The 14,841-nt window shown below is 42.7% G+C and carries 20 protein-coding genes and 1 tRNA gene; 12 read left to right on the top strand and 9 right to left on the bottom strand.

Going from position 1 to position 14,841, the window contains the following annotated elements; genetic code table 11:
• Positions 1–103: 103 nt before the first annotated feature.
• Together ACIY14_RS09255 and ACIY14_RS09250 are read right to left on the bottom strand one after the other, a co-directional pair.
• A tRNA-Lys gene (locus tag ACIY14_RS09255) sits at positions 104–176 on the bottom strand.
• A 264-nt stretch (positions 177–440) separates the two neighbouring features.
• Entirely contained in the window at positions 441–1,712 is a 1,272-nt protein-coding gene (locus ACIY14_RS09250; protein WP_409002365.1) for a replication-associated recombination protein A, read from the bottom strand.
• 115 nt (positions 1,713–1,827) lie between these two features.
• Between ACIY14_RS09250 and ACIY14_RS09245 the strand changes: the two genes are divergently transcribed.
• From ACIY14_RS09245 to ACIY14_RS09200, 10 genes are all read left to right on the top strand, one after another.
• Positions 1,828–2,298 (top strand): DUF3013 family protein, encoded by a 471-nt coding sequence (locus ACIY14_RS09245; RefSeq protein WP_409002364.1) that lies wholly within the window; start codon positions 1,828–1,830, stop codon positions 2,296–2,298.
• Positions 2,299–2,307: 9 nt separating this feature from the next.
• Complete coding sequence (locus ACIY14_RS09240; protein ID WP_409002363.1) at positions 2,308–2,736, top strand: NUDIX hydrolase; 429 nt, start codon at positions 2,308–2,310, stop codon at positions 2,734–2,736.
• Complete coding sequence (locus ACIY14_RS09235) at positions 2,733–3,101, top strand: hypothetical protein (RefSeq protein WP_409002362.1); 369 nt, start codon at positions 2,733–2,735, stop codon at positions 3,099–3,101. Before ACIY14_RS09240 ends, ACIY14_RS09235 begins: the two co-directional genes overlap by 4 nt.
• 61 nt (positions 3,102–3,162) lie before the next feature.
• The gene (locus ACIY14_RS09230; protein WP_409002361.1) at positions 3,163–3,636 is read left to right on the top strand and encodes a GNAT family N-acetyltransferase; all 474 of its coding nucleotides are present in this window, start codon (positions 3,163–3,165) and stop codon (positions 3,634–3,636) included.
• A gap of 137 nt (positions 3,637–3,773) precedes the next feature.
• A complete protein-coding gene (gene prmA, locus ACIY14_RS09225; RefSeq protein WP_409002360.1) occupies positions 3,774–4,724 on the top strand; it encodes a 50S ribosomal protein L11 methyltransferase in 951 nt (316 codons plus the stop codon).
• 1 nt (position 4,725) lies between these two features.
• Positions 4,726–5,469 carry a 16S rRNA (uracil(1498)-N(3))-methyltransferase gene (locus ACIY14_RS09220; RefSeq protein WP_409002359.1) on the top strand — a complete coding sequence of 248 codons (744 nt, stop codon included), beginning with the start codon at positions 4,726–4,728 and terminating at the stop codon, positions 5,467–5,469.
• Positions 5,470–5,479: 10 nt separating this feature from the next.
• Entirely contained in the window at positions 5,480–7,276 is a 1,797-nt protein-coding gene (gene pepF / locus ACIY14_RS09215) for an oligoendopeptidase F (protein ID WP_409002358.1), read from the top strand.
• A gap of 27 nt (positions 7,277–7,303) precedes the next feature.
• Positions 7,304–8,086, top strand: a complete 783-nt coding sequence (locus ACIY14_RS09210; protein WP_409002357.1) for a deoxyribonuclease — start codon at positions 7,304–7,306, stop codon at positions 8,084–8,086.
• Between the two features lie 61 nt (positions 8,087–8,147).
• A complete protein-coding gene (locus ACIY14_RS09205) occupies positions 8,148–8,939 on the top strand; it encodes a DUF2785 domain-containing protein (protein WP_409002356.1) in 792 nt (263 codons plus the stop codon).
• Between the two features lie 109 nt (positions 8,940–9,048).
• Positions 9,049–9,717, top strand: coding sequence for an MIP/aquaporin family protein (locus tag ACIY14_RS09200; RefSeq protein ID WP_409002355.1), 669 nt, complete (start codon positions 9,049–9,051; stop codon positions 9,715–9,717).
• Between the two features lie 217 nt (positions 9,718–9,934).
• On the opposite strand, the gene queF is transcribed toward ACIY14_RS09200, so the two are convergent.
• The 7 genes from queF to ACIY14_RS09165 form a co-directional block, all read right to left on the bottom strand.
• On the bottom strand, positions 9,935–10,426 hold the full coding sequence (queF, locus tag ACIY14_RS09195) for a preQ(1) synthase (RefSeq protein ID WP_000082589.1): 492 nt from the start codon (positions 10,424–10,426) through the stop codon (positions 9,935–9,937).
• Positions 10,427–10,444: 18 nt separating this feature from the next.
• Positions 10,445–11,161 (bottom strand): 7-carboxy-7-deazaguanine synthase QueE, encoded by a 717-nt coding sequence (gene queE / locus ACIY14_RS09190; RefSeq protein ID WP_409002354.1) that lies wholly within the window; start codon positions 11,159–11,161, stop codon positions 10,445–10,447.
• The gene (gene queD, locus ACIY14_RS09185; protein WP_409002353.1) at positions 11,154–11,597 is read right to left on the bottom strand and encodes a 6-carboxytetrahydropterin synthase QueD; all 444 of its coding nucleotides are present in this window, start codon (positions 11,595–11,597) and stop codon (positions 11,154–11,156) included. The genes queE and queD overlap by 8 nt, the downstream gene beginning before the upstream one ends.
• Positions 11,597–12,250 carry a 7-cyano-7-deazaguanine synthase QueC gene (gene queC, locus ACIY14_RS09180; RefSeq protein WP_409002352.1) on the bottom strand — a complete coding sequence of 218 codons (654 nt, stop codon included), beginning with the start codon at positions 12,248–12,250 and terminating at the stop codon, positions 11,597–11,599. The genes queD and queC overlap by 1 nt, the downstream gene beginning before the upstream one ends.
• A gap of 201 nt (positions 12,251–12,451) precedes the next feature.
• Entirely contained in the window at positions 12,452–12,766 is a 315-nt protein-coding gene (gene trxA, locus ACIY14_RS09175; RefSeq protein WP_001029581.1) for a thioredoxin, read from the bottom strand.
• Positions 12,767–12,781: 15 nt separating this feature from the next.
• Positions 12,782–13,003, bottom strand: coding sequence for a DUF4649 family protein (locus ACIY14_RS09170; RefSeq protein WP_000570266.1), 222 nt, complete (start codon positions 13,001–13,003; stop codon positions 12,782–12,784).
• 98 nt (positions 13,004–13,101) lie between these two features.
• Positions 13,102–13,482, bottom strand: a complete 381-nt coding sequence (locus tag ACIY14_RS09165) for a MarR family winged helix-turn-helix transcriptional regulator (RefSeq protein WP_000221644.1) — start codon at positions 13,480–13,482, stop codon at positions 13,102–13,104.
• Between the two features lie 196 nt (positions 13,483–13,678).
• Between ACIY14_RS09165 and ACIY14_RS09160 the strand changes: the two genes are divergently transcribed.
• Together ACIY14_RS09160 and ACIY14_RS09155 are read left to right on the top strand one after the other, a co-directional pair.
• Entirely contained in the window at positions 13,679–14,053 is a 375-nt protein-coding gene (locus ACIY14_RS09160; protein ID WP_409002351.1) for a CidA/LrgA family protein, read from the top strand.
• A complete protein-coding gene (locus tag ACIY14_RS09155; protein WP_084940569.1) occupies positions 14,050–14,745 on the top strand; it encodes an LrgB family protein in 696 nt (231 codons plus the stop codon). Before ACIY14_RS09160 ends, ACIY14_RS09155 begins: the two co-directional genes overlap by 4 nt.
• The last annotated feature ends 96 nt before the right edge of the window (positions 14,746–14,841 follow it).

Here is a 14,841-nt window from a genome sequence, read left to right as displayed (position 1 = left end):
TCTTCATAACTCAATTTCATAATAAAACACCCCAAAAGTTAGATTTTTTCTGTCTAACTTTTGGGGTGCAGTTCATTTTCAAGGCTTTTCCTGTTGTATTAGATGCCCCCTGCAGGGCTCGAACCTGCGACCCATAGATTAAGAGTCTACTGCTCTACCAACTGAGCTAAGGAGGCAAAGAAAAAGCTGTATTGGTGCCGAAACTTCACGGTTTGTATTGAACCCGCGCAATTAAGCAGGTGGGCAACTCGCTCTAACTGAAGCTGTTTCCGTGTGAGACGGCCTACATGCTGTTAGAAGACTTTTGTTTCCCTAATAATACAAAAAATAGTCGGTCAACACTTAAGTGTGAAGTCGTACACCACAGCGTTTCTATATTTATATGATACCACTTTTTAAAAAAATTTCAAGAGAAAAATTTATTTTTTTTGAAAAGGATTTCACAAGTTTCTTAATTTCTCAATGGTTTCCTTGCGTTGGGCTAAGGCTCGTTCGTATTTGCCGGTATCTTCTGGAGTAAAATAGTGGTGGTTTTGGATTTTTTCTGGCAAATAGTCTTGCTTGACCCAGTGTCCAGGATAGTTGTGTGGATAGAGATAATCTTGGGCGTTCCCCAATTCCTTGCTACCACTATAATGTCCATCTCGTAAGTGACGAGGGATTGGTAGGTGACCAGAAGTTTTGAGGTCGGCAATAGCCTTATCCATAGCCACATAGGCTGAGTTAGACTTGGGAGAAAGGGCCAAATCAATGACGACATTAGCAATGAGGATGCGAGCTTCTGGGAAACCAATCTTTTGAGCGGCATCTAGAGCAGTCACGGTATGAATCTGGGCCTCAGGATTGGCCAGACCAATATCTTCATAAGCGATAACAGTCAAGCGACGAGCGAGACTAGGCAGATCCCCAGCTTCAATCAAGCGGGCTGCGTAGTGGAGACTGGCATCCACATCCGAGCCGCGGATGGATTTTTGCAGGGCTGAGAGCACATCGTAGTGACCATCCCCATCCTTGTCCATAGTAATGTAGCTTTGTTGCAGGCTATTTTCCATGATATCAAGAGTGATATGGCGGGTGCCCTTGTCATTTTCGGGAGTAGAGAGAACAGCCAAATCTAGTGAATTAAAGGCAGAACGGAGGTCACCATTAGTAGATGTTGCGATAAAATCAAGGGCCTCATCATCCAACTCAACTGGGAAGTCAAAACCTCGTTTAGGATTAGTGAGAGCGATCTGAATCGCTTCTTTGACGTCTTGGTTAGACAGAGGTTCCAGTTCAAAAATCTGAACACGGCTACGAATGGCAGGAGTGACAGAAAAGAAGGGATTTTCAGTCGTCGCCCCAATCATGATAACCAGTCCACTTTCCAAGAGAGGTAAGAGGAAGTCTTGCTTGGTCTTATCCAGACGATGAATCTCGTCTAGTAACAGGACTAATCCACCTGAGAATTTAGCCTCTTCCGCTATTTCTTGAAGACGTTTTTTGCTATCAACAGTGGCATTGAAGGTTCGAAAGGCATACTTGGTCGTTCCAGCGATGGCAGAGGCAATACTGGTTTTTCCGATACCCGGAGGTCCGTATAGAATCATGGAGGACAGGCGGTTGGCTTCCACCATGCGGCGGATGATTTTTCCAGGTCCGATCAGATGCTCCTGACCGATGACTTGGTCGATGGTTTTGGGGCGCATGCGAAGCGCGAGATTGTCTGTCATAGCAGTCCTTTCTAACATGGATTTTCTGATGTATATGTGGTAAGATGGTAGTATCTATTTTAGCATATTTCCGAGTATTCGGGGCGATTGAAGAGTCACATAGAAAGAGGACAAAATGGCAACATACGGATTTTTAGATGTTTTAGAGGAAGAATTGGACAAGAACTTTCCCTTTGACTTTGAGATTAGCTGGGACAAGCGCAATCACGCAGTTGAAGTGAGTTTTCTATTAGAGGCGCAAAACGCTACAGGAGTAGAGATGCTGGACGAGGATGGAGAGGTGTCATCAGACGATATCCTCTTTGAAGAAGCGGTCCTTTTTTACAATCCTGCTAAATCAACCGTCAATGAGGAAGACTATTTGACTGTCATCCCTTACCTACCAAAGAAAGGATTTTCTCGTGAATTTTTAAACTATTTTGCACTATTCCTCAAAGACACTGCTGAGGTTGGGCTGGATGCGCTCATGGACTTTTTGGAAGATCCAGAAGCAGAAGAATTTGTCATGGAATGGAACCAAGAAGTCTTTGAAGAAGGGAAAGCAGGCTTGGAAGAAGGAGAATTTTACCCTTATCCGAGATACTAGGAGTCTGACATGGAAATAGAGATTTTTGATTTTACAGGTTGCAAAATTGCCCTCTTTTGTGGTGATAAGTTCTTAACTATCTTACGTGATGACAAATCAAACATTCCATACCCTAATACCTGGGAATTGCCAGGTGGCGGACGAGAGGGTGATGAAAGTCCTTTTGAGTGCGCGGCGCGTGAAGTTTATGAAGAACTAGGCATTCATCTGACTGAGGATTGTCTGCTTTGGAGTAAGGTTTACCCAAGTATGCTTTTTGAGGGAAAAGAATCCGTCTTTCTAGTTGGTAAGTTAAGGCAGGAACAGTTTGATAGTATTGTCTTTGGCGATGAGGGACAGGGATATAGACTGATGAGCGTTGAGGAGTTTCTTGGCTCAGATAGGGTTGTACCCCAGTTGCAGGATAGAGTGAGGGATTATTTGGAGGAAGTAAAATGATTTTTGCAATTGCAACAACGACACTAAATAAGGAAGTTAAACGCAAACTAAAAGCTGGACAATACTCTAGGGAAGAAGCTACATTCATTTATATAGAATATTTAAAGTTAAAGAAGCAGAGAGAAAGTGGCATTAAAGTAGCTGGGATTTCTACGGCTGTTATTTGGGTATTAATGCTTGTTATACCCTTACTGAGTGGTAGAGATCTCGTACTGCCCCTTTCAGTATATTTTTTATTTTTGATACTGTTTGCAGGAATTGTTCTATTTGTTTATTATCTTATGTTTGGTATTTTTAAACAGCAGATTCATAGCGCAATGAAAGAACACTATACAGATGTAATTGAGGAATTTGAGGGTCAGTAAAACAGCGTGTGGAAGAGCATAGAAAGTCAGTTGAGAGAGGTGTGTGTTTGGAGGTATTAGTATGAATCAGATTGTCCGAGCGGGAGCAGAGGATTTAGAAACCGTAATTGCAATTCAAAGAGCTAGCTTTAAGGCTGTCTATGAAAAATATCAAGATGAGTATGATCCTTATCTCGAGGATCGTGAACGAATCAAGTGGAAATTGGTTGAGCGTCCCAATAGCTATTACTACTTTGTGAAAGAAAAGGGAGAAAATATCGGATTTTTACGAGTTCAGACCAATGAAGAGTTGACGGAGGCTTGGTTGGGAACGGCAGCGATTTTGCCCCAGTATCAAGGAAAGGGTTATGGTTCGGAAGGACTCAGATTGTTGGAAAAGGAATTTCCGACGATTAAACAGTGGGATTTATGCACGGTTTTTCAAGATGCAGGGATGGTTGCTTTCTACGAGAAGAATGGCTACCGTCAAACTCATATCGAGCCTGAAAAAGAAGGTATGGATATGGTTTACATGAAAAAATTGATTGACAAATAGAAAGGATGGTTCGGTTACATTTCTAAACTGAACCCGCCCTAAACACTGTGCCAAAAAGATAAACTTCTCTTAGACACAAGCGTCTTCAGAGAGTTTCCTATTTTGGCTTTGTGTTTTACGGGCTTGGTATCTTAATTATGGAAACATGGCAAGAATTAAAAGTTACAGTTAAGCGTGAGGGAGAGGAGCTGGTCTCTAACCTTCTGATTGAGCTGGGAGCGCAAGGTGTTGCGATCGAGGACAGTATGGACTATGTGGGAAATGCGGACCGCTTTGGTGAGATTTTCCCAGAGGTTGAACAACAAGAAGAAATCGTGGTGACAGCCTACTATCCTGATACCGTTGATGTAGCTGTAGTTGAGGCGGACTTGCAGGCTCGTCTCCTAGAATTAACAGATTTTATGGACTTAGGAGAAGTCAAGATGGGGACGACTGCCTTGGCTGAGGAAGACTGGGCAGACAACTGGAAGAAATATTACGAGCCAGCTCGCATCACTCATGACTTGACCATCGTGCCGTCTTGGACGGACTATGAGGCGACTGCAGGAGAAAAGATTATCAAGCTAGATCCTGGTATGGCCTTCGGGACAGGAACCCATCCGACGACCAAGATGAGCCTCTTTGCCTTGGAGCAGGTTCTTCGTGGTGGCGAAACGGTGCTAGATGTGGGTACTGGTTCAGGTGTCCTTTCTATCGCTAGCTCACTACTAGGAGCTAAAGAAATCTTCGCCTATGACCTCGATGACGTGGCGGTTCGTGTGGCTCAGGAAAATATTGAGCTCAACCCTGGTATGGAAAACATCCATGTAGCGGTAGGTGATTTGCTCAAGGGTGTGGAGATTGAGGCAGATGTGATTGTGGCTAATATCTTAGCAGATATTCTCATTCATCTGACGGATGATGCTTATCGCTTGGTCAAGGATGAAGGTTATCTCATCATGAGTGGCATTATCAAGGACAAGTGGGACATGGTGCGCGAGTCGGCTGAGTCAGCTGGATTTTTCCTTGAAACCCACATGATGCAAGGGGAATGGAATGCTTGTGTCTTTAAGAAGACCAAGGATATTTCAGGTTTGATTGGAGGCTAGCATGCAACAGTATTTTGTCAAAGGCAGTCCTATCTCTCCTGTCACTATCGAGGACAAGGAAACCAGCAAGCATATGTTTCAGGTCATGCGCCTGAAAGAAGATGATGAAGTTACCTTGGTCTTTGAGGATGGTATCAAGCGTTTGGCGCACGTGTTGGATGTGGAAAACCGTCAGTTTGAGTTGGTTCAAGAATTAGCTGACAATGTCGAACTTCCCATCCAAGTGACCATCGCATCAGGCTTTCCCAAGGGGGACAAGCTCGAGTTCATCACTCAAAAAGTAACCGAACTGGGTGCTAGCCAAATCTGGGCCTTTCCTGCAGACTGGTCCGTTGCCAAGTGGGATGGTAAGAAGTTGGGTAAAAAGGTTGAAAAACTAGAAAAAATCGCCCTTGGAGCGGCAGAACAAAGCAAACGTAATATCGTTCCAAGTATTCAGCTTTTCGAGAAAAAAGCAGATTTTCTAGCTCAGTTTGACCAGTTCGACTCAATTGTGGTGGCTTATGAAGAATCAGCAAAAGAGGGAGAAGCTGCTGCGCTCTTACAAGCAGTTGCTGGCCTTGAAAAAGAAGCTAAACTACTCTTTATCTTTGGACCAGAAGGTGGACTCTCTCCTGCAGAAATTGAAAGTTTTGAAGCTAAAGGTGCCATTTTGGCAGGACTTGGTCCTCGCATTCTAAGAGCAGAAACAGCACCACTTTACGCCTTATCAGCCCTTAGTGTATTATTAGAATTAGAGAAATAAGAGGAAGAAAATGGAACAAAAACACCGTTCAGAATTTCCTGAAAAGGAACTTTGGGATTTAACCGCCCTTTACCAAGACCGTGAGGATTTCTTGCGAGCAATCGAAAAGACTCGCGAAGATATTAACCAATTTAGCCGTGATTACAAGGGAAATCTTCATACTTTTGAAGATTTCGAGAAGGCCTTTGCAGAATTGGAACAAATTTACATTCAGATGAGTCATATTGGTAATTACGCCTTTATGCCTCAGACGACAGACTATAGCAATGAAGAATTTGCCAATATCGCCCAAGCTGGAATGGAATTTGAAACAGATGCCAGTGTAGCCTTGACCTTCTTTGACGACGCCTTGGTGGCAGCAGACGAGGAAGTCTTGGACCGTTTGGGTGAATTGCCTCACTTGACGGCAGCTATTCGTCAGGCCAAAATCAAAAAAGCCCACTATCTTGGGGCAGATGTGGAGAAGGCCTTGACCAATCTCGGTGAAGTTTTCTACAGTCCACAGGACATTTATACTAAGATGAGAGCTGGGGATTTTGAAATGGCTGACTTTGAAGCCCATGGCAAAACCTACAAAAACAGCTTTGTGACCTATGAAAATTTCTACCAAAACCACGAGGACGCTGAAGTTCGTGAAAAATCCTTCCGTTCCTTCTCAGAGGGACTTCGTAAGCACAAAAATACAGCTGCAGCAGCCTATCTAGCTCAAGTTAAGTCGGAAAAACTCTTGGCTGATATGAAGGGCTACGACTCAGTCTTTGATTATCTTCTGGCTGAGCAAGAAGTGGACCGTTCTATGTTTGACCGCCAGATTGACCTCATTATGCAGGAATTTGCGCCAGTCGCTCAGAGATACCTCAAGCATGTTGCCAAGGTGAATGGTCTTGAAAAGATGACCTTTGCAGACTGGAAATTGGACTTGGACAGTGCCCTCAATCCTGAAGTGACCATTGACGATGCCTATGATTTGGTCATGAAGTCAGTAGAACCTTTGGGACAAGAATATTGTCAGGAAGTTGCTCGCTATCAAGAAGAGCGCTGGGTGGACTTCGCTGCCAATAGTGGCAAGGATTCTGGTGGTTATGCGGCGGATCCATATCGCGTGCACCCTTATGTCCTCATGAGCTGGACAGGCCGTTTGAGCGATGTCTATACCTTGATTCATGAGATTGGGCATTCTGGTCAATTTATCTTTTCAGACAACCACCAGAGCTATTTCAACGCCCACATGTCGACCTACTATGTCGAAGCTCCATCAACCTTCAATGAATTGCTTCTCAGTGATTATTTGGAACACCAGTCTGATGACCCACGTCAAAAACGATTTGCTCTTGCCCACCGCTTAACAGATACCTACTTCCATAATTTCATCACCCACCTCTTGGAAGCAGCCTTCCAGCGTAAGGTATATACACTGATTGAAGAAGGGGAGACCTTTGGAGCAAGCAAGCTCAACAGCATTATGAAAGAAGTTTTGACAGATTTCTGGGGAGATGCTATTGAAATTGACGACGATGCGGCCTTGACTTGGATGCGACAAGCTCACTATTACATGGGCTTGTATAGTTACACTTACTCTGCTGGTCTTGTCATCTCGACAGCTGGCTATCTCCATCTGAAACATTCAGAAACTGGAGCTAGAGACTGGCTCAATCTTCTTAAATCAGGTGGTAGTAAGACACCGCTTGAGTCAGCCATGATTATTGGAGCTGATATTTCAACAGATAAACCACTCCGTGATACCATCCAATTCTTGTCTGACACAGTTGATCAGATTATCGCCTACAGTTCCCAGTTGGGAGAGTAAAGGATAGACAAATTTTAGGAGAATCATATGAATAGAATCAAAAAATGGCTAGATCAAGACCCCAAAAGAATGCTCTTTATCAAAATTGGTCTAGTTTTATTGGGAATCATTTTATTGATTGCTTTGCCTACTCTCTATCTTGTTTTGAGCGGAGTTGGTATTTGGTATTTTGTAAAGAAATCGCCAGATATTCGAAAAAGAAATTTAATGATAGGAGTTTTTGTTGTTAGTTTTGTTATAGCATCTCTCCAAACTCCAACAGTTACAAAGAAAATTTCATCTTCTCAATCAGAAACTAAGCAGACTGCGACATCTACTACTTCGACAGCTTCAACTACGGATACTTCATCTAGTATAGAGGAAGCAAAACGAATCGAAGAAGAGAAAAAGGCTAAAGAAAAAGCGGAAGAAGAGAGAATTGCCAAAGAAAAAGCTGCAAAGGAGATGCAAGAAAAAGGTGAAACCTTAGTCAAACAATTGGAAGAAAGTCAAGATGCGAGTCAAGTGAAGTCTGCTAAAGAGACAGTTAATCAGATTGAAAATAATGATAAAAAGACAGAGTTGCTTGATAGAATAGGTACAATTGAGTCTTCAATTTCTCAAAAGGAGGAAGAAAAAAGAGCTGTGCGTGAAGCTGAGACTAAAGCCCAACAGCAAGATAGAATTGTCTATGTTGCAAACCATGGGAATGCGAAAGTTTATTGGTATAATAAAGATAGAATGCCTTCAAAAACGAATAAAGCCAACGTTGTTGAGATGACAGAAGCAGATGCGATTGCAGCAGGAAAAACTCCATCAAAAACAGAATAAGATAGAAAGTCATCTACGGATGGCTTTTTGATAAGTTACTAGAAATGTAGAGGTACTAGGGATGTATGAAGAATTACAAAGAAAAGTGACAGAAGAAAAACCAAGCTATAGTCGAGAAGAAATTCAGTGGTTGCTTGAGCATTTAGGAAATCCCTCTCCAGAAATTCGAGACGAACTTGTTTTTACGAGTTTGGCTAGAGGGATTCAAGAAGAGTTGTTTACCCTTGAGCAGTTTCAGTTTATCTCAGAAGAGGTCTCCTCTGATGAAGGTCTATACAAAGAGATTGATAGTAGAGGAGTTTCGGCTCTTAAACGTTCTTTTAGGGCGCTTATTTATGCCAATCTACTGTCTTGCGATGGTACTAAGGAATCACTTTATTACCAGCAGTTGTCTTCTCCTATCAGGGTTACCATGCTAAATCAAGGCTTACACTATCTTACAAAGGAAAAAGAGACGACGGGCTACTCTCATCAGTTTGGGTGGATCCACGCATTTGCGCATGGGGCTGATCTCTTGACGGAAGTTATATGCCATCCTAGCTTTCCAAAGTCAGATATAGCCGAAGCATTTGAAATCATTGGGAAAATATTTAAACGTGTTGAGATTCGTTTTACAAATGATGAAGATTGGCGGTTAGCGAGAGTACTTTATGAACCAATCTTACGAGGGAAAATCGAATCGTCTCTCCTCACTGCTTGGCTGCAAACAGTCGAATTTCCTTTGAAAGAAGTAAATGATTTCCATAAATTTTCCAATTTCAGATCTTGTTTGCTGGAAATTTACCTTCAACTAGACTGTCATAAACTTTTACAAGATGACTTGAAAGAAGCTATTCAATCCTTTCAGTACTAAGGATAAGCGAGTCGGTTCATGATCTTCAAATAACTTTCCAGTCAATTTTCTTGAAACCCTTTCCTTCTTTTGATAGACTAATACATAGTTTAAAAAAAGGAGACTTATCATGAAAAAATTTGTTGCTGAATTAATCGGTACATTTATGCTTGTGTTCATCGGAACAGGAGCTGTTGTTTTTGGGAATGGTGTTGAAGGTCTTGGCCACCTTGGGATTGCTCTTGCTTTTGGTTTGGCCATCGTAGTCGCAGCTTTCTCAATCGGAACTGTTTCAGGTGCTCACTTGAACCCAGCTGTTTCAATCGCTATGTTTGTAAACAAACGTTTGTCATCTTCAGAACTTGTAAACTACATCCTTGGACAAGTAGTTGGAGCTTTCCTTGCGTCAGCTGCAGTATTCTTCCTCTTGTCTAACTCAGGTATGTCGACTGCTAGTCTTGGCGAAAATGCCTTGGCAAACGGTGTTACTGTCTTTGGTGGATTCTTGTTTGAAGTCATCGCAACTTTCTTGTTTGTCCTAGTTATTATGACTGTAACATCAGCAAGCAAGGGCAATGGCGCGATTGCTGGTTTGGTAATCGGTTTGTCATTGATGGCCATGATCCTTGTAGGCTTGAACATTACTGGACTTTCAGTTAACCCAGCTCGTAGCTTGGCACCTGCTGTCTTGGTAGGTGGCGCAGCCCTTCAACAAGTATGGATTTTCATCCTTGCCCCAATCCTTGGTGGTATTCTTGCAGCCCTTGTTGCGAAAAATTTTCTTGGAACAGAAGAATAATTGAAACTCAAAAAGCCTTGCTCCTCATCTTGAGGAGCAAGGCTTTTTCGTATGATACTCTTCGAAAATCTCTTCAAACCACGTCAGCTTCCATCTGCAACCTCAAAACAGTATTTTGAGCTGACTTCGTCAGTTCTATCCACAACCTCAAAACAGTGTTTTGAGCAACCTGTGGCTAGCTTCCTAGTTTGCTCTTTGATTTTCATGGAGTATGAGTTTAGCGATTGTCAATTTTCTCTGGATAAAGGTCGTGTTGGAAGAGACGTTGTTCTGCTAAGCCTTCATACTTGGTTCCAGGTCTACCATAGTTGTAGTAGGGGTCGATTGAAATGCCCCCGCGTGGAGTGAATTTTCCCCAGACTTCTAAATAGCGAGGGTCTAGCAAGTTGACCAAGTCTTTCCCGATGGTGTTGATACAGTTTTCGTGAAAATCTCCATGATTTCGGTAGCTAAAGAGGTAGAGTTTGAGGGATTTTGACTCGACACAGAGCTTGTCAGGAATGTAGGAAATATAAATCGTCGCAAAGTCTGGCTGAGCAGTGATTGGGCAAAGTGAGGTAAATTCAGGGCAGTTAAATTTGATGAAATAGTCATTTTCCACATGACGATTGTCAAAGGATTCGAGGACTTCTGGTTGATACTCGAAAATGTAGTTGGTTTCTTTGTTGCCGAGGAGGCTTAGATTTTTCATTTCTTCTTGTTGTGACATGATTTTTTCTTTCTAATCTTAAACACCACGTTGATTATCGTAGAGGAGGGTATGCAGTTGAGGAAGGACGCGGACATTGCCCCAGCTATCGTCGGCAGCGACGCGTTCCCAGAGTTCTTTGAGACGGTCCAGTTGATCTTGGACAATATTGCCTGTGGCCTTGGGCTCAGGATTTCCAGCCGATAAGAAAAGGACATCTGGTTTGTAGCGCTCTTGAATTCCTTTAGCAAAGGCCAAATCTGCATCATCAAAGACAGGGATTTTAAAGGTGACTTTATCTGGATCCAGTTGGGAAACGATGAAATCCAAGGTCTCGAAGTTGACTTCCATCTTGGAGGAAGGAGGTTTGGGGCTGAGGGTGACTTGGTCGATGTCTTTTAACCAATTTTGCCAGCGAGAGCCTTGGGTCTCAACAGCTAGAGTGACACCGCGTTCCTTGAGCTTGGTGACGAGTTCAGCCATGTTGGCTGCTAAGATTGCGGGATTTCCGCCAGATAGGGTTACATAGTCGTAGCTTCCCAATTTATCTAAGGCAGCGATGACTTCATCAGCTGTCATGCGAGTAGGCTTCTCAGAACCATCCCAAGTAAAGGCAGAGTCGCACCAGTCGCAATGGTAGTCGCAACCAGCAGTGCGGACAAACATGGTTTTCTGCCCAATAGCACGACCTTCGCCTTGAAAGGTTGGGCCGAAAATTTCCAGAACAGGTAGTTTGAGGACACGTTCCCTAGTCATCTAACCACTCCCGTCTAAACTCCGCAAAGGCAGTCGGAGTCTCATAGAGGCGAATGTATTCCAAACGGAGACCGCGCTCATCTGGTAACTCTTGGCTCATGGTTTGGAAAATCCAGTAAACCATATTTTCAGCAGTCGTATTCATATAGGGCAGGGTCTCATTGAGATAACGATGATCCAAGTGGGGCTCTAAGTAGTCCTTGTAGATAGCTTTGATGTCTCCAAAGTCATAGGTCATGCCCCGTTCATCTAAAAATCCACTGACAGCAATCTGCAGATGATAAGTGTGGCCATGCAGGGACTTGCATTTTCCTTCATAGTGAAAGAGGTGGTGGGCAGCGTCGAAGGTAAATTCTTTTGATACCAAGGTTCTGTGAGGATTGTAGACAAGAGATTCCCCAGTTTCTTGTTTGATTTCTTTGGGTGCAAAAAACATTAGCCCTCTCCTTTCTGTGAGAGATAAACATCTAACCCATGTTGACGTAGGTGGCAGGCTGGGCAATTTCCGCAGCCACTTCCGATAATTCCATTGTAGCAGGTCAAGGTCTTTTCACGAACATAGTCAAAGGCACCTAGTTGGTCGGCTAATTCCCAAGTTTCAGCCTTGTCTAGCCACATGAGAGGTGTTTGGATAACAAAGTCGTAATCCATGGCAAGGTTGAGGGTAACATTAAGGGATTTGACAAAGACATCCCGGCAGTCAGGGTAGCCTGAGAAATCTGTTTCGCAAACACCTGTCACGATGTCTTTAATACCAAGTTGTTTGGCAAGAACTGCTGCAAAGGATAGAAAGAGGTGGTTGCGACCATCAACAAAGGTATTGGGAACCTCTCCCTCTTTTTGCTCAATTTCCAGATCAGAAGTCAAGGCATTTTCAGTGATTTGCCCCAGCAGAGACATGTCTAAGATGTGATGACGAATGCCTTGTTCCTTAGCGATTTCTCTAGCAACTTGGATTTCGAGATGATGACGTTGGCCGTAGGAAAAGGTGACGGCTTCGACTGTTTTATAGTGTTCTTTAGCCCAAAAGAGGCAGGTTGTGGAATCTTGACCGCCGCTAAAGACGACCAAGGCTGATTGACGTTTCATAGTACTCCTTCCAAAGTGGGAAATGTTCAGAGCACGCAAAAAGCTCCCTTGAGGGGAGCTAAAAAATACCAAGTAGAGGTTTTTTTTAGCGATGGCATGTCCCAAACATCGTAATATTCTACCTACAGTCTAGCATATTTTTTGAAAAATGGCAAAGGGCAAGAAAAAGAGACCAAATAAAGTACTTGGCCTCTCGTGTGATTAGCTCAATTCAGCAACGATGGCCTTGATTTGTTCTGCAGTGTGAACACCAGCAACTTGTTTCACCACTTGGCCGTCTTTTTTGAAGAGAAGAGTTGGGATAGACATGATTCCAAAAGCACGTGCTGTGTTTGGATTTTCATCAACGTCCATTTTGACGATTTTCAAAACATCTTCTGAAAGTTCTTCAGATAATTTATCCAAGATTGGACCTTGCATACGACATGGACCACACCAAGTTGCCCAGAAGTCTACCAAGACCAAACCGTCTTTTGTTTCTTGTTCAAATGTTGCATCTGTAATTGCTTTTGCCATTGTATTTCTCCTTTTTTAGTTATATTGGCTTAAATCTTGTTTCATGAGATAGAAGAAGACATCTCCGTAAGTCCCATGGTAGTCCAAATCATGACCATTATAGGTTAATTTTTGAACTGGGTAATAGTCTGCGACACCGATAAGGCAAGCTTGTTGAGAACGTTCAAAATCTTCGTAAGACTCGAAAGTCATGGTTCTCTCTTGTTTGCTGGTGTCTAGATAGGTAATTTCAATCATATTAAACTCCTTTGTTTGATCATGACTTTATTGTACTCCTTGAAAAGAGGAATGTCAAGAATAATGATTGCGCACGCAACTTTTTTTAAAAATACCTATTAAGGCAAGAAATCAAGACTGGTTTCCAGTCTTTCTTCGACGGCTTTTTGTAGATAAGCCAGGGTTGTTTGTCCCTCGTCAGTCAGGCAGATAAAACTAGCCCGTCTATCCTGGTCGCAACATCTGCGACTAAGCAAGCCACAGTTTTTCTCTTCTAACCTAGCCACCATTCGAGAAACAGCGCTTGGGCTGAGATGGAGTTTATCTGGCAGGTCAATTTGTCGTAGAGATTTTTCTTGGGCTAGATTCAGATAGTAGAGCAGGTAAAACTCTTTCAAGTTCAGCCTTTGTTCACTCTGCTGGGCAATAGTTTCTTCCAACAAGGCTTCCATTTCCTTTTGACGGCGGTTGTAGTCAAACCACTTTTCTAAGTAGGTCATTGCTTTCTCCTTTCTTTTGAAGTATAGAATAGAAAAGTCATTACTGACTGTCTCTCTAACACAAGATGATTGCGCATGCATTTATTATACTACTTTTAACTAATCCTTGCAAGAAAGAAGAATTTCAATATTTCCTTGAAATTTTCTGAAAAAAGAGTAAACTGGTATGCAAGAAGTTTATTTCATGGAGTTTAGGATGAAATTATATATTCAATTAATGATTCTCTTTGTGATTTCTCTAATCGGTGAGGGAATCTCCAGTTTCTTTCATCTGCCCATCCCAGGCAGTATTATCGGTTTGATTATTCTCTTTCTAGCCCTACAGTTCAAGTGGCTAAGGACCAGGCATGTCAACATGGTTGGAAATTTCTTACTGGCCAATATGACCATTCTCTTTTTGCCGCCAGCAGTGGGTATCATGGAAAAGTTTGATATCATTGCTCCCTATCTTTTGCCTATTGTTTTGATTGTCTTTTTTGCTGCTGTCATCAACATTATCCTCATAGCCCTAGTAGTTCAGTTTATCAAGAGACGATTTGAGGGAGATTATGAGAAAGGAGAAACGAAATGAGTGAATTTGTATCGAATCCTCTGTTTGGGATTGCATTATCTATCCTAGCTTATCTAGTGGGGATGTTGATTTACAGACGTTTTCCCCATCCTTTGACAACGCCCTTGCTTTTGTCGGCTATTTTTATCATTATTTTCCTTAAGGCGACGGGGATTTCTTATCAAGATTATTACCAAGGTGGGGTTTATCTGAATAATTTGATTGTCCCATCGACAGTGGCTCTAGGGATTCCGCTTTATAAGAGTTTTCACTTGATGAAGCACCATGCTCGGAGTATTCTCTTTGGTAGTCTGTTAGCAGTAGTTGTCAACACTAGCTTCACCGCCATAGTGGCGAAAATATTTGGCATGGACTTTTTCCTAGCCATTTCTCTCTTTCCCAAGTCAGTGACAACCGCTATGGCAGTGGGGATTACAGAGAAATTGCAAGGTTTAACGACTGTTACCTTGGTCGTCGTAGTGGCAACTGGGATTTTAACTAGTGTTATTGGACCAACCCTTTTGAAGTGGTTGAAGATTGATGATCCAGTGGCTGTCGGACTCTCCCTTGGAGGAACAGGTCATGCTGTCGGAACGGGTACGGCCTTTCGATACGGCTCTGTAGCAGGGGCCATGGGTGGCTTGGCTATCGGTGTCACGGGTATTCTCTATGTTTTTATTAGTCCCATTGTAGCCAGTTTGATATTGAGTTAAAGAAAAACCCAGTGTCCTGATGAACTGCACCCCAAAAGTTAGACAGAAAAAATCTAACTTTTGGGGTGTTTTATTATGAAATTGAGTTATGAAGAT

It is taken from the genome of Streptococcus sp. ST16, from assembly GCF_046098135.1.
Taxonomy (GTDB): Bacteria; Bacillota; Bacilli; order Lactobacillales; family Streptococcaceae; genus Streptococcus.
The sequence above is the reverse complement of the archived record's forward strand: the minus strand, read 5'-3'. Positions and strand labels throughout refer to the sequence as shown.